Source organism: Massilia pinisoli (assembly GCF_024753285.1).
GTDB classification, from domain to species: domain Bacteria; phylum Pseudomonadota; class Gammaproteobacteria; order Burkholderiales; family Burkholderiaceae_D; genus Telluria; species Telluria pinisoli.
The window spans coordinates 87,692-101,924 of sequence record NZ_JANUGW010000016.1 but is presented as its reverse complement, the minus strand read 5'-3'; the positions used below and the strand labels follow the sequence as shown (position 1 = coordinate 101,924).

The 14,233-nt window shown below is 70.2% G+C and carries 16 protein-coding genes; 8 read left to right on the top strand and 8 right to left on the bottom strand.

The features are described 5' to 3' along the window. The first annotated feature begins 102 nt into the window (after nt 1-102). Both NX784_RS20015 and NX784_RS20010 read left to right on the top strand, forming a co-directional pair. Nucleotides 103-315, top strand: a complete 213-nt coding sequence (locus NX784_RS20015; protein WP_166859783.1) for an RNA-binding S4 domain-containing protein — start codon at nt 103-105, stop codon at nt 313-315. 136 nt (nt 316-451) lie between these two features. Next, nucleotides 452-739, top strand: a complete 288-nt coding sequence (locus NX784_RS20010) for a DUF883 domain-containing protein (RefSeq protein ID WP_166859782.1) — start codon at nt 452-454, stop codon at nt 737-739. Between the two features lie 27 nt (nt 740-766). Here the strand turns inward: NX784_RS20010 and bufB are convergent, their stop codons facing one another. The 8 genes from bufB to NX784_RS19970 all read right to left on the bottom strand — a co-directional run bounded on the left by bufB (nt 767) and on the right by NX784_RS19970 (nt 6,888). Next, on the bottom strand, nt 767-2,398 hold the full coding sequence (gene bufB / locus NX784_RS20005) for an MNIO family bufferin maturase (RefSeq protein ID WP_258818452.1): 1,632 nt from the start codon (nt 2,396-2,398) through the stop codon (nt 767-769). Nucleotides 2,399-2,404: 6 nt separating this feature from the next. Further along, nucleotides 2,405-2,677, bottom strand: a complete 273-nt coding sequence (locus tag NX784_RS20000; protein WP_258818451.1) for a BufA1 family periplasmic bufferin-type metallophore — start codon at nt 2,675-2,677, stop codon at nt 2,405-2,407. Nucleotides 2,678-2,916: 239 nt separating this feature from the next. Then, nucleotides 2,917-3,117 carry a YjfB family protein gene (locus NX784_RS19995; RefSeq protein ID WP_258818450.1) on the bottom strand — a complete coding sequence of 67 codons (201 nt, stop codon included), beginning with the start codon at nt 3,115-3,117 and terminating at the stop codon, nt 2,917-2,919. A gap of 92 nt (nt 3,118-3,209) precedes the next feature. Beyond that, nucleotides 3,210-3,746 (bottom strand): molybdopterin-guanine dinucleotide biosynthesis protein B, encoded by a 537-nt coding sequence (gene mobB / locus NX784_RS19990; RefSeq protein ID WP_258818449.1) that lies wholly within the window; start codon nt 3,744-3,746, stop codon nt 3,210-3,212. After that, the gene (locus NX784_RS19985; protein ID WP_258818448.1) at nt 3,733-4,599 is read right to left on the bottom strand and encodes a general secretion pathway protein GspB; all 867 of its coding nucleotides are present in this window, start codon (nt 4,597-4,599) and stop codon (nt 3,733-3,735) included. Before NX784_RS19985 ends, mobB begins: the two co-directional genes overlap by 14 nt. 1 nt (nt 4,600) lies before the next feature. Then, on the bottom strand, nt 4,601-6,199 hold the full coding sequence (locus NX784_RS19980) for an ExeA family protein (protein ID WP_258818447.1): 1,599 nt from the start codon (nt 6,197-6,199) through the stop codon (nt 4,601-4,603). 15 nt (nt 6,200-6,214) lie between these two features. Next, nucleotides 6,215-6,721: a hypothetical protein gene (locus NX784_RS19975; RefSeq protein ID WP_258818446.1), complete on the bottom strand. Its 507-nt coding sequence runs from the start codon at nt 6,719-6,721 to the stop codon at nt 6,215-6,217. Beyond that, nucleotides 6,703-6,888, bottom strand: a complete 186-nt coding sequence (locus tag NX784_RS19970) for a hypothetical protein (RefSeq protein ID WP_258818445.1) — start codon at nt 6,886-6,888, stop codon at nt 6,703-6,705. Before NX784_RS19970 ends, NX784_RS19975 begins: the two co-directional genes overlap by 19 nt. Before the next feature lie 224 nt (nt 6,889-7,112). On the opposite strand from NX784_RS19970, the gene NX784_RS19965 reads away from it, so the two are divergent. The 6 genes from NX784_RS19965 to NX784_RS19940 all read left to right on the top strand — a co-directional run bounded on the left by NX784_RS19965 (nt 7,113) and on the right by NX784_RS19940 (nt 14,184). Beyond that, nucleotides 7,113-8,111: a TraB/GumN family protein gene (locus NX784_RS19965; RefSeq protein WP_258818444.1), complete on the top strand. Its 999-nt coding sequence runs from the start codon at nt 7,113-7,115 to the stop codon at nt 8,109-8,111. A 136-nt stretch (nt 8,112-8,247) separates the two neighbouring features. Further along, nucleotides 8,248-9,609 carry a GIN domain-containing protein gene (locus NX784_RS19960; protein WP_258818443.1) on the top strand — a complete coding sequence of 454 codons (1,362 nt, stop codon included), beginning with the start codon at nt 8,248-8,250 and terminating at the stop codon, nt 9,607-9,609. Between the two features lie 14 nt (nt 9,610-9,623). After that, nucleotides 9,624-10,010: a hypothetical protein gene (locus NX784_RS19955; protein ID WP_258818442.1), complete on the top strand. Its 387-nt coding sequence runs from the start codon at nt 9,624-9,626 to the stop codon at nt 10,008-10,010. Nucleotides 10,011-10,072: 62 nt separating this feature from the next. Next, nucleotides 10,073-12,037: a CocE/NonD family hydrolase gene (locus tag NX784_RS19950; RefSeq protein WP_258818441.1), complete on the top strand. Its 1,965-nt coding sequence runs from the start codon at nt 10,073-10,075 to the stop codon at nt 12,035-12,037. Nucleotides 12,038-12,184: 147 nt separating this feature from the next. After that, on the top strand, nt 12,185-13,057 hold the full coding sequence (htpX, locus tag NX784_RS19945; protein WP_258818440.1) for a protease HtpX: 873 nt from the start codon (nt 12,185-12,187) through the stop codon (nt 13,055-13,057). After that, nucleotides 13,054-14,184 carry an AI-2E family transporter gene (locus NX784_RS19940; RefSeq protein ID WP_258818439.1) on the top strand — a complete coding sequence of 377 codons (1,131 nt, stop codon included), beginning with the start codon at nt 13,054-13,056 and terminating at the stop codon, nt 14,182-14,184. The genes htpX and NX784_RS19940 overlap by 4 nt, the downstream gene beginning before the upstream one ends. Nucleotides 14,185-14,233: the final 49 nt, after the last annotated feature.

Sequence of the window (14,233 nt, the reverse complement as noted above, 5' to 3'; positions counted from 1 at the left end):
GAACGTCGTCCCCGCCCGCGCGGGGGCGGCGTTGTTTTTTTTCCAGGTGTTGTCTAAACAGACACAACAGTACGACACCGATTGTTATCCAGGGATAGAATGATGCAAACAACAACTTTTGAACTGACATCGGAGTTCATCGAGCTGAACCAGCTGCTGAAACTGGTCGGCGTGGTGGACAGCGGCGGCGCCGGTAAGCACGTCGTGGCCAGCGGCGACGTGTCGGTCGATGGGAAGCAGGAACTGCGCAAGACGGCCAAGATCCGCGCGGGCCAGGTCGTGACCTTGGGCGACATCCGGATCCAGGTGCGCTGAAGCGTTGCCGCGCGGCCTGCAAGGTCGCGGTGGGTAAGCCGTCCCCGACGGTGCGGGTTGACGTTTGCGCGCTGACAAACTTGGGCAGTCCCCCTTCTCTATATTGAAGTCGTAAATTCGGCTAAAGGTGAGGAAGATGGAAACCCCGGAACCAAGCTCCATGACGCAGCAGCGCCTCATCGGCGACCTGCGCCTCGTCATCGAAAACGCGGAAGAGCTGCTCAAGAATACCGACCATTACACCGGTGTCGTATACCAGAACGCCCGCGCCAAATTGGCGGTGGCGCTCACGGCCGCCAACGAGGAACTGGCCCGCTTCGAGGAAGAACAGCTGAACCGGATGATGGAAGCGACGCACGCGGCGAACGAGCTGCACCACGACCGCACCGGCGAAGAACGCATCCTGCGCGCCTTCTACCACTGACGGCACGGCGGCCCCGCGGCGCCGCCTTCACCGCTCCGTCACGATTCTCCTCACGATTCCCCCATCCAGCCAGCGCCGCAGGTGCGCGGCCACATCGAAGTCCCCGTCCACGTCGAACGCCGCGTCGAGCGCCGCGCCGAACGTGCCACCGTGCGCGAGACATGCGAGCGCCGCGTATTCCGCCGCGCTGATCGCCTCCACCGTCACGGCGACGCGCGCGCGCAGCACGAGCGCGTGCGTGTCCGCCCGCAGCGCGTCCGGAAACGCGGGCCCGCCGTCCTGGTGCGCGCGCCACAGCGCCACCGTGGCCCACGGCGACGCGTGCAACCGCAGCGCCGGATGCAGCACGGCGCGCGCGGCCTCGAACGCATCGGGTGCGAGGCCCGCGACGGTCGGCGCCGGGCCGTCGTCATCGGGGGCGAACCACGCCTCGTGCACGCACCACTCGAGCCGCGCGACGTCCGGCAGGTACGGGTGGTCGGCGGCCGGCGGGAAGCCGGCGAGGAAATCGGGTAATTCGGCACCGAAACGGTTCAGGTCCGGGTCGCGTGCGGGATGCGCGCGGCCGAAGACGCCAGCCAGCGCGTCGAAGAAGTCGTCGCCCACGAGCCGGCGCAGCACGGGATACGCGGACGCCAGCGCACGCGTCCAATGCGCGGCGAGATTGCCCCGGTAGATGCCGACGCGGCGCGCATCGCCCTTCAACAGCGGCACGAGCGCCATGTCGCCGGCCGCATCGAACAGCGCGACGCCGAACGCTTGCTGGATCGTGTCCAGGTCGGCGCGCGGCGCCGGGTCGACGGTGATGATGAGGTCTCCGCCGGCACCCTGCCCCGCCGTGGCAGCCGCGATCGTGTCCGCGCGCGCCGCCTCGTCCAGCAGCACGGCGAGCGGCGGCAGGTCCGTGTCCCATTCGACGAGCGTGGGCACGGCGCCGAAGCGGGCCAGCGCGGCGCGGTACAGGTCCCACACGGGTGGCGCGACCTTGGCGCCGTGGTGGTCGATCACGCCGTCCGCCGTGACGAGGTGGCCGCCCAGGTGGATCTCGCCCACGCTCGCGCGCGGCAGTGCCTCGATGGCGGCGTACGGATCCTCGCCGTGGTTGCGCTCGTTGACATACAGGTTGTTCACGTCCAGCAGCACGCCGCATCCGGTGCGGCGCGCGAGTTCGGCGAGGAACTGGGCCTCGCTCATCGCATCCGCCGCGAAGCGCACATAGGTGGAGACGTTTTCGACGAGGATCCGACGTTTGATGGCATCCTGCACGCGCATGACGCGCGTCGCGACGAGGTCCAGCGCGGCGCCGTCCAGCGGCAGCGGCAGCAGGTCGTTCAGTTGGCGGTCGCGCAGCGCGCCCCAGGCGAGATGTTCGGAGACGAGGGCCGGTTCGATGGCCGCCACGAGCGCGGCGACGCGGGCCAGGTGGTCGTCGGAAAAGCCGTGCACGGAACCGAGGCCGAGGCCCACGCCGTGCAAGCCGACGGGATAGTCGCGCCGCACCGCGCGCAGCACGTGCCAGTCGTGGCCGCCCCGAGCGATAAAATTTTCCGTGTGCACCTCGACCCAGCCGACGGCCGGTTTGTCGTCGAGGAAGGCGCGGTAGTGCGGCGCCCGCAGGCCGATGCCGGCGCCTTGCGCGGGCCGGTCAGCGGCGGCCATGACGGCTTACTTGTCCTTCTTCTTCGGCGGCGTCAGCTTGCCGCCCGCTTTTTCGCACGTGCCCTTCGGAACGAATTTCCAATCGCCCGGCTCGTTGTCCGACTTCGCCAGGCCGGCGCAGCCATGGGTGGCGCTGCCACAATCGTTCTGGCCGGCCTTCGCCACGCCATAGCATTTTTCTTCGGCGCCGGACTGCGCATCCATCTGGCCGGCGGCCGATGCCTGGGCGGCGCAGACGCTCGCGAGCGCGGCGGCGATCAGGGCTTGTCGTTTATTCATGGGTTTCTCCGAATGATGGTGCGTACATGCACTACGGCAAGCATTCTAGCGCGGCCGGGCAGGATGCGGGAAAGTGTACGCCGGCCGGGGCGGCCGTTGGCGGCTGCGCGCGGGACGCTTTGGGTCGCCGCTGCACAGCCCGTTGGTGGCGGCTGAGCGGATTGTCGTTGTGTGGCCGCCCCCGTCTGCCGGGTACTGCGCCGATAACGCGGGGCGCGGCGATTCCGTTGACGTGCGCGTCAGGCCGTCGTGTTGACGTGGTTGCCCAGGTGCGGCGGCAGGTTCGGCGCGGGCGACGCGGCCTGCACGGCTTCCAGCAGCTGGGTCGCCTGGGCGGCCTCGATGTCCTGCGCTTTCTTCAGCACCGCGACGGCGACGTCCTGGCGGGTGCCCGTGTCGGCGATGCTGGTGGCGAGCTTGGCAATACCCATGACGTCCATATGTGCTCCTGTGGTGGTCTCGACGGTCGGCCGGGCGCCGAGTGCGCCCGTACAGCCGGTCATCTCCATTAACGGCAGGATCGTCGCGGACTTTAGGCCGGCAGGCGATGGAATTGACAGATCCAGCGCAAGACGGCGTCCCGGTCTTCCAGGTCCAGCCACGCGACATGCGCCGCGAGCCCGTCCGGCCGTGCCGCGGTGGACGCGACGGCGACGATGTGCGGATCGTCCGGAAACATCGGCGGCTTGCCGACTTCCGGCCGGTACACCTCCAGCTTCGGCAGCGGCTCCCATTTATAGCCTTCGACGAGCGTCAGGTCGGCCGGTGCGAGGCGCGCCAGGTGCTCGGCCAGCGGGGGCTCGGCGGCTCCGCGCAGCTCGCGCATGATCGCGACGCGGTACGGCGACGCGATCATCACCTCGGCTGCGCCGGCCGCGCGCAGGCGGGCGCTGTCCTTGTGCGGCGGCTCCAGCATGATGTCGTGGTGGCTGTGCTTGACGACGTTGACCCGCAGCCCCGCCGCCGCCAGCCGGCCGACGAGCCAGGTCAGCAAGGTCGTCTTGCCGCTGCCGGACCAGCCGATGACGCCCAGCACGGGGCCGCGGCCGCCGGCCTCAGTAGACGACACGGTAGCGCAGGCCCCGGTAGTTCATGACGGCCGCCTTGGGCAGCAGCTTTTCCAGCACGAGACCGGGCGCGACTTCCTCGCCCTCGTGGCGCAGCGTCTTGTCGACCAGCAGCAGGCGGTCCGCCGGATTCGCGGAATACATATAGCCGCCGAACGTCACGCGGGGGATGTCGCGCTGCTGGGCCTCCGGCAGCTGCTGCAGGAACGGCAGGCTGTCCTCGGGAGCAGGTTTGGCGGCGGCCTGCGCGGGGGGCGCCGGACGCGCCGCCGCCGGCTCGGGCGCGCGTGCGGGGGCGACGGCAACCTGCGCAGGTACGGCTGCTGCCGGACGCGCTGCTGCAGGCGCGGCGGCGGCCTGCGCCGGGGCGGTCGGTGCCGGAACGGCGGGCGCGCTCGGCGCCGGCCGCGCGACCGCAGGCTCGGTCACGCGTCCGGGTACGGGTACAGCGGCGGTCTGCGCCACCGATGCGGGCGCCGCCGGGACCTGCGCCGGGGCGATCGACGGCTCGGCCACGCGCGCGGGCGCGGGCGCATTGGCGGACACTGGCGCTGGCGCGGACGCGGGCGGCACGCTCACCTGCAGCGCATCCGGCGCGCGGACGGGCGCCGGCGTGGGCGTGCGGGCGGCATCGAGCCGCGCTGCCGGTGCCGCCGTGGGCGCCTGGCGCCACACGAGCAGCGCGCCCGCGACGACGACGAGCGCCCCTGCGCCGAGGCCGACGAGCAGCGGCTTGCGGCCGCCCGCCGCGCGCGCGGGCGCCACGGGCGCGGCCTGCTGCGCGTGGATCGTCGGCGCATTGCCGAGCTGGCGTTCGGCCTGGGCCTTCTTCAGGGCTTCGAGGATGTAGGACATGTCATTTTCCCGTGGCTGCCAAGAGGCGCGGCTCGGCGACGCCGGAGAGCTGGTTCAGCCGCATATAGGTGCGCGGGCCGGCCAGACCGTCCGCCTTCAGGTTCTGCTTCACCTGGAACGCGCGCAGCAGGCGCCGCGTCGGCTCGTCCAGGGCCTGGCCCGGCGGCGGGGCCGCGTGCTTGCCGTCGAGTTCCGCGAGCCGGGTCGCGATCCAGTCGACGTCCGGCCCGCTGTCGCCCGGCCCCACCTGGTCGCGGAAACCGCGCGGCACCTTCCACAACGTCGTGTAGTCGCCGTCCAGCCGGGTCGCCAGCGCGCCGAGGCTCACGATATGTGGCCGGCCGTCGATGGTGAGTGTGGCGTTCGTGTCGTCGATGCCGGTGAGCACGGCGTAGCCGAGCCGCTGGCCGTCGTGCAGGCCGATGATCGCGGGCCGGTCGAGCAGGCGCAGTTCGTACAGGCCGCCGTGGCCCTGGTAGCAGCGCAGGCCCAGGCGCGGCGCGCCGTCGCACGGGGCGCCCGCCGGCAACTGCTGCCCCCACAGCGCACCCAGCGCGCGCAATGCCTCGTCCTGCGTGCCGAGCGCCAGCGGTTGCGCGGACGGGTCGGCCAGCGCGACGGCCGGTGCCGGCTTGGCGGGCGCCTTCACGGCGACGGGCGCGGCCGGCGGTGCGGCGCCGTGCGGCACGGCCTGCCACGCGGCCGCGCTGAGCGCCGCGCCGGCCAGCACGCCGCCGGCCACGAACGGCCAGCGCAACGGGGGACGGGGGGCGCCGGCGGCGGCCGCGGCGTCGCCCGCGAACACTTCACGCGCGGCGCGGCGCAGGATCTTGGCCGTCACCTCGCGGCTGTTCTCGACGTAGGCGCCGAGCAGCGCGCGGTCGCACAGCAGGTTGATGCGGCGCGGCACGCCATCCGTCAGGCGGTGGATCAACGGCGCCAGCGCGGACGGGATCGGCGCCGCGCCCTGTACGCCCGCGACTGCCAGGCGGTGCGCGACGTAGGCATCCGTCTCGGCGGCCGACAGCGGGCCCAGGTGGTAGCGGGCGATCACGCGCTGGGCCAATTGCTCCAGCTCCGGCCGCGCGAGCATGGCGCGCAGTTCCGGCTGGCCGATGAGGATGATCTGCAGCAGCTTGCGCTCGCTCGTCTCGAGGTTCGTCAGGAGGCGCAACTGCTCCAATACCTGGGCCGACAGATTCTGCGCCTCGTCGATCACGAGCACGTTGTTGTGGCCGCGCGCGTGGCTGTCGAGCAGGTACGCGTTGATCGCGTCGACATAGGCCTTCACGCCGCCGCCCGCCGCGACGTCGATGCGGAATTCGTCGCAGATCGTCTGCAGCAGTTCTTCGACCGTCAGTTTCGGATTGAAGATGTACGCGAGGCGGCAATCGTCCGGCACCTGCTCGATGAAGCAGCGGCAGACGGTCGTCTTGCCGGCGCCGATCTCGCCCGTGAGCAGCACGAAACCGCCGCCGCTCTTGACGCCGTACAGCAGGTGCGCAAGCGCCTCGCGGTGACGCTCGCTCATGAACAGGTAACGCGGATCGGGCGCGATCGAGAACGGCGCCTGCTTCAGATGAAAATAATGTGTGTACATACCAATACCAAAGGCTTACCGGCGCGGCGGCAGCGGTTTGAACTTCGCGCAGTATATTTTGCTTTGGGCATTGTAGTAGGCGATCGTGCTGCCGGGGGTGGATATCCGCAATGGGTAGGCCGATGCGTCGGCCGCCACGTGGCGCACGCCGGCCGCCTTGCGGACCGCCTGTTCCAGTTCGTCCGGCGGCACGTCGGCGACGGCGCCCACGAACACCCACTCGCTCGTGTCGTCGCTGACCATCACTTCCGTCACGGGCGCGCCCCACAGCGTCGCCTCGCCCGTGCGGAACCAGTACGCGCCGCCCGTGTGCTTGTACGGCGCGCCGAAATGGGTCGTCAGCCAGGAATAAAAATACGCGTTGTCGAGATGGTCGTGGCACAGCAGCGCCGCGCCGATGACGGGGCCGAACGTGGATGGCTGCTTGTCCTGCGTCTGCGCACACGCCGGCCCGGCGAGAGACAACGCCAGCGCAAGCACGCCGGCAAACCGGCGCAGCGGCGTCACAGCTTGGACAGCCATGCCCGGTTGGCGGCGATCTTCGCCTTCACCGAAGCCGGCAGCGCTTCGTAGCAGCCGGGATGCTGCTTGAGGGCGTGCTCGCGCACTTCCTTTTCCAGGCCGTTGACGATGAATACATAAACGGCGGCACCGTCCGCATTCTTGCGCGTGCCCATGTAGCGGATCACTGTGTTCTCCTTGACGAGCATCCATTATGACATTCGGCCCCCGTTCCGGCCACGGGTCAGCTTGCGGCGGCGCGCCCGGACGGGCGAACGCGGCGGCGCGGCCGGCTGCGCCGTTGTGCTCGAGCCACATTCACGGCGGGACGTCTCGGCGGGGCGATGCCGCGTGGACAAACTGTCATGTTCGGCTCGGCCGTGCGCGGGCCCGGCGGCCTATAATCGCCGCCATGACGACCGCCCGCCTTCTTCCCTGCCTGTTCGCGCTCATGGTCGGCGCCGCGTCTGCCGCACCGGCCGCCGCGCCGCGGCTGTGGAAAGCCACACGCACCGCCCCCGAACACGGTACCACCGTGCTGTACGTGCTGGCAGCAACCTCGGTCGGCCTGCCCGTCGAGTTCGACGGCTATTACACACGCGCTGTGCTGCCTGCGCTGCGGGCGTCGAGCACGCTGTCCGTCGAGGGCGTGGGCGACGGCGACGAGGCGCCGCCCGACTTCGACGCCAATCCAGGCTGCGACCTGCGCCAGCTCGACGAAGCCGGCATCGCCCGGCTGAACGACCTGCGCCAGCGCATCCTCACGCTCACCTTGCAAGCCGACATGGCGCGCCGCGATGCCCTCGACGTCAAGGCGCTGGCGCAGGCGCCCGACCCCGACACGCAGGCACGCTCATGGGCGCGCCTGATCGAGATGAGCGACGAGTTCACGCTGCTGCAGTTCGCGCGCGACCAGGCGGCCGCGCTGGCGGCCGGCCGCAAGACCGAAGGGGCCGCGGCCGAGGCGCCGCGCGGCAGCGTGGCGGCGGCACTCATCCGCGCGCGGCCCGACATCGCCGTGCACGACATCGACGACCGCACGGGCATGATGCGCGCCTACTGCGCGTCCGGCCCGCGCCGCACGTTGCTGCTGCAGGACGTCGTCGACAACGCCGCCGAGCCGGCGGCCCGCGCCATCCCCCGGCTGACGCACGACTTCGACGCGTTGCTGCGCAACCGCACGCCCGCCGCGGGCGGCACGTTCGCGCGCCTGGCGCCGCTGGACGCGGGCCTCGTCTGCGCGCGCAATCGCGACTGGGTCCGGCGCATCAACGCGCTGGCCGACGGCGGGACGCATTTCTACGTCGTCCCCGTGCGCAACCTGTTCGCGGCGAAGCACGACGGGGCCGATTGCGGCGGCCTGCTGGCCGACCTCGAACAGGCCGGCTATACGGTCGCGCCGGTGAAGTAGAGCGGGCCGCCGTCCGCCCCCTCTTTTCCGCAGCCTGTTCCACGGATTCGCGCGTTCGTCGAACGGCGGCTGCGCGCCGACGGTGCCTGTCGTATCGTGCAGTCTCCCGGCGCTGCCGCACGAGAACGACGACACCATGAAGACCGCCCTCAAGCTCACCCTCCTCGCCGCCGCGCTCGCGGCCGGTGCCATCGCCACGGCACCCGTCTCGTACGCCGGGCCGCAAGACGCAAGCTCCGCCGTCGCGACGGAACGCCGCCCCGTCGCCGCCTTCAGCGCGATCGAGCTGGCGGGGCCGTACCACGTCGTCATCGACGCGCAGGCGCAGCCGGCACTGGAACTGAGCGGCGAGCGCCAGCAACTGGCCGAGGTCGAGACCCTCGTGCGCGGCGACACGCTCTTCGTGCGGCCCGTGCAGCGCAACGGTTTCTCCTTCAGCTTCGGCAAGCGCCGCGAGACCGTCACCGTGCGCATCGGCGCGGCCGGCCTGAAACGCCTGGCGACCGCGGGCAGCGGCGACGTCGAGGTCGACCATCTCGGCGGCGATCGTTTCACGCTGGCCGACACGGGACCGGGCGACGTGCGCGCGAGCGGCGCCGTGCGACAGCTGGCCGTGACGGCAAGCGGCAGCGGCGACCTGGACCTGACACGCGTGAAGGCGGCCGACGTCGACCTCACGATGAACGGTCCGGGCGACGTGCGGCTCGCGGGCGTGGGCAATACGTTGGCCGTGCAGAGCGGCGGTGCCGGCGACCTGGAAGCGGACGGCCTGCGCGTCGCGAAGGCCACGGTGCGCATGCACGGCCCGGGCGGCGTCAAGTTGTCCGGCACGAGCCGCGACCTGGACCTCGAGATGTCCGGCGCGGGCGACTTCGAAGGCTGCGCGCTGGCCGTCGACGGCGCGCGCAGCGTGCAGCACGGCCCCGGCCAGGCATGCATCGCGGGCAATCTGCGCCGCCTCGACGCGGAAGTGGACGGCTCCGGCGACCTGGCCGTGCGCGGCCTGCAGGCGAGCGCCGCGCAACTGCGCATGAACGGACCGGGCAACGTGACACTCGCGGGCTCCGTGGGCGACCTCACCGTGGAGATCGGCGGCTCGGGCGACCTCGACGCCGCGAACCTCAAGACGAACAAGGCGACCGTGCGCAGCCACGGTCCGGGTGGTGTCAAGCTGGCGCAGGTATCCGACACGCTGGACGCGGACCTGCACGGCTCCGGCGGCATCGACGCGCACCTTGCGGCCAAGCGCCTGCTGCTGCGCATGGGCGGCCCGGGCGACGCGCACGTCGACGGCACCGTGGCGCAAGTCGACGCGCAGTTGTCCGGCTCCGGCAGCATGGATGGCCGCGGCCTGACGGCGACCCACGCGGACATCGTCGTGCACGGGCCGGGCACGGCCAGCGTCAACGTCGACGACCGCGGCCGCACCGCGGCGAAGACAGTGGGCCGCGGCCAGCTGCTGCTGGTCGACCGCAGCGGGCCGCACGCGGGCCGGTGACGGCGGAGCGCACCATGCCGTCCGCCCTCGCCCGCCTGGCGCGTCGCATGACACTCCGCCTGGTGCCGCGCGCCCAGTCCGGCATCCGCACGTTCCCGGACGGCTTCGCAACCAGGGACGTCGTCGTGCCGTGGGACGACGTCTCGCGCGTGCTGGCCTTTCCCGGCGAAGGCGGCATGCGCATCGAAGTGCGGGCGTCGCACCTCGAGGAAGCCGTCGTGCTGGCGCAGACGCAGCCCGGCTTCGACGCGTTCGTGCGCATGGCCGACCGCCGCCTCACCTTCCCGCTCGCGTGGTGGGAAGGCTTGCCGCGCGCGCGCCGCGTCGTGCTGTTCGAAGCTGGTCTGCATGAAGTGCCGGCGTGCGGCGAACACGCTGCGGCGCGTACGGCGAACGGGTGAGCGGATGCGCGTCCGGCTGTGCTAATGTAGCGGCCGACCCGACCAGCCAAGGACGCCTCCCGATGATGCCACTCGCTGTCCGCCGCGCGCCGCGCTTCCCTCTACTTCTCGCCGCGCTGGCACTCGCCGGCCTCGCGCACGCGCAGGTGGCGCCGCCCGCACCGCAATATCCCGCGCTGCCTACCGAGACCCCGGCCGAATTCACCGCGCCGAACGCGGGCTTCAACTACGTGAAGCGCACGGTGCTGATCCCCATGCGCGACGGCACGAAGCTCAACACCATCATCATCGTGCCGAACGGCGTGCAGAACGCGCCGATCCTGTTGACGCGCACGCCGTACGATGCGTCCAGCCTCGTGAACCACGCGGACAGTTCGGACCTCGAGACGATCCTGACGGGCTACGACAACGCGGCCGACGTCATCGCCGAAGAGGGCTATATCCGCGTCGTGCAGGACGTGCGCGGCAAGTACGGGTCGGAAGGCGACTACGTGATGAACCGCCCGCTGCACGGGCCGCTGAACCCGACGCCCGTCGACCACTCGACGGACACGTGGGACACGATCGAATGGCTGACGAAGAACGTGCCGGAGACGAACGGCCGCGTGGGCATCATCGGCATCTCGTACGACGGCTTCCTGCCGCTGATGGCGCTCGTGCATCCGCATCCCGCGCTGAAGGTCGCCGTGCCGATGAACCCGATGGTCGATGGCTGGATGGGCGACGACTGGTTCCACAATGGCGCCTTCCGGCAGATCAATATGTCGTACATCCTCGAGCAGGTCGTCACGCGCGCCAACACGGTCAAGTGGCCCATCACGAACTACGACGACTACGACATGTACATGCGCGCGGGTTCCGCGGGCGCGCTGGCGCGCGAGCGCGGGCTGGAACAGAGCGGCTTCTGGAACAAGGTCGTCGCGCATCCCGCCTACGACGACTTCTGGCGCCAGCAGGCGATGGACCGCATCCTCGCCGGCGAACCCGTCACGGTGCCCACGTTGCTCGTGCACAGCCTGTGGGACGCGGAAGACATCTACGGCGCCATCGCCGTGTGGAAGGCGATCAAGCCGCACGATACCGACAACAAGGTGTTCCTGTCGCTGGGCCCATGGTCGCACGGCGGCGCGATCGGCGACGGCAGCTCGCTGGGCACCCTGAAGTTCGGCAGCGACACGGCGCTGACCTGGCGCCAGCAAGTGCTGAAACCGTTCCTTGCGCGCTACCTGAAGGGCGACGCATCCGTGCCCGCGATTCCCACGGTGACGGCGTTCGAGACGGGCACGAACAAGTGGCGCAACCTGGCCGCGTGGCCCGCAGGGTGTACGTCCGGCTGCGCCATCGAACCCGTCGCGCTGCACCTGACCGCCGGGCAGAAGGCCGTGCTCGGGGGCGCGGCGGATGCGAAAGGCTACGACGAATACGTGTCCGATCCGGCGAAGCCCGTGCCGTTCCGCCAGCGCCCGATCCCGCCGTACGGCTACGATGAAACGAAGGGCCAGACGTGGCCACGCTGGCTCGCCGACGACCAGCGCGAGGCGTCAGGCCGCACGGACGTCGCGACGTTCGTGTCCGACGTGCTGACGGCGCCCGTGAAAATCAGCGGCGAGCCGGTCGCCCACCTCGTCGCGTCGACGAGCGGCACGGATTCCGACTGGGTCGTCAAGCTGATCGACGTGTACCCGGACCAGGTGGGGTCGCAACCGGCGATGGGCGGCTATCAGCTGATGGTCGCGGGCGACATCTTCCGCGGCCGCTACCGCGAAGGTTTCGACAAGCCGAAGGCGCTCGCGCCGAACAAGGCGCTGGCGTACCGCTTTGGCCTGCCGACAGCCAACCACGTGTTCCTGCCGGGCCACCGCATCATGGTGCAGGTGCAATCGAGCTGGTTCCCGCTGTACGACCGCAATCCGCAGACGTTCGTGCCCAACATCTTCTTCGCGCAGCCGGGCGACTACAGGAAGGCCACGCAGCGCGTCTACCACAGCAGCTACGTCGAACTGCCGCTCGTGCGGGCCGCGCGATGATGGGTGGCGCGCATCGCTTATAATCGGTTTTTCCGAAGAAATCCTTCCAGATACTTCGCTTTTTCAAGATCCGTCATTGCCCTATCCTTCGCCTTGACAACGGCCCGCCGGGCCGCGATTCTTGTGTTAACGATGAGAGATACGACCATGAAACGGATCCTGCTTTTCCTTGCCACCAACCTCGCCATCATGCTCGTGCTGGGCATCACGGCGAGCCTGCTCGGTGTCGACCGCTACCTGACGGCCAAGGGCCTGAACCTGGGCGCCCTGCTCGTCTTCGCCGGCCTGATGGGCTTCGGCGGCGCATTCATCTCGCTGTGGCTGTCGAAACCCATCGCGAAGTGGACCACGGGCGCGCGCGTGATCGCGCAGCCGGCCAACGCCACCGAACGCTGGCTGCTCGACACCGTCGCGAAACAAGCCGGCCGCGCCGGCATCCCGATGCCGGAAGTGGCGATCTACGAGGGCGCGCCGAACGCGTTCGCCACGGGCGCGACGAAGAACGCGTCGCTCGTCGCCGTGTCGACGGGGCTGCTGCAATCGATGACGCATGACGAAGTGGAAGCCGTGCTGGCGCACGAAGTGGCGCACGTGGCGAACGGCGACATGGTGACGCTCACCTTGATCCAGGGCGTCGTGAACACGTTCGTGATCTTCCTGGCGCGCGTCGTCGCGTACTTCGTCGACCAGTTCCTGCGCCGCGACGGCGACGAGGCGCGCGGTCCCGGCATCGCATTCACGATCACGTCCGTCGTGTGCGACCTGCTGTTCGGCCTCGTGGCCAGCATCATCGTCGCGTGGTTCTCGCGCAAGCGCGAATACCGCGCCGACCGCGGCGCCGCGCAGATCATGGGCACGCCGCGTCCGATGATCGCCGCGCTGCAGCGCCTGAACGGCATCGCGCACGCCGACCTGCCGAAGAACCTGGCCGCATCGGGCATCGCAGGCGGCGGCGTGCTCGCGCTGTTCAGCAGCCACCCCTCGTGCGAAGACCGCATCGCGGCCTTGCAACACGCATGACGGACCGGCGCGCAACGCGACTCGTGGTGCCCGCGCTGTTCGCGCTGGCGCTGGCCTTCCTCCTGCAACACTTCCTCGGCGCGCTGGCGTGGGCCGGCCTGCTCGCCGTCATCACGTGGCCCGGCCACGTGCGCCTGCAGGCCCGCGGCTGGCCGCCTTTCGCCAGCGCGGCCTGCCTCGTGGGCCTGTTGATCCTCGGGTTCGTGGCGCCGTCGCTGGTGCTGCTCAATACACTGGGCGGCGAACTGGCCGGCGTGCAGCGCCTGCTCGCGCGCGCGAACGAGATCGGCTTGCCGGCGCCGGCGTGGCTCGCCCGGCTGCCCCTCGTCGCGGAACACGCGATCGCGTGGTGGAACGACCACCTGGCGCTGCCCGGCGGCTTGAACCGCCTCGTCGGCAGCGCCGCCGGCGACTTCGCCCCGCACCTGACGGGCGCCGCGCGCCTGTGGGGCTCGACGATTCTCGCCAACGCGCTATACCTCTTCCTCGCGCTGCTCACCTTGTTCGTGCTGTACCTGCACGGTCCCGCCGCCATCCACCACGTCGACACGGCCGGCATGCGCGCGCTGCCGCGCCAGTACCCGATGCTGCGCCGCGTGTTCCCGCTGTCCGTGCGCGGCACGGCACTGGGCCTCGTCTCCGTCGCGATCCTCGAAGGCTGCGTGCTGGGCGGCGCCTACTTCATCGCGGGCGCGCCGGCACCGGCGCTGCTCGGTGTGCTGACGGGCTACCTGGCGCTCGTGCCGGGCGGCGCGCCGCTGTCGTTCACGCTCGTCTCGCTGCTGCTGCTGGGCCAGGGCCATTCCGGCGCGGCGCTCGGGTTGTTCTGCTGGGGCGCGTTCGAGCTGTTCATGGTCGACAAATTCATCCGCCCGAAACTCATCGGCCGGCGCGTCAACCTGCCGTTTCTCGCCGTGCTGTTCGGCCTGCTCGGCGGCGTGTCCACGCTGGGCGTGATCGGCCTGTTCGTGGGCCCGTTCATGATGGCGATCCTGTTCGAATGGCTGCGCGGCGATGATATCGACAATACCGCATTCAATACCAATTTCAGCTCTCCGGGGGATGAAGCTCTTAGAGAAAACCAGACCAGTTTGGCCTCACCCGCTCAGCGCGACAATACCACTTAAATACCTGTTGACAAGCCTATCCGTGCTGCCTATAGTGCCCTGACCTTCC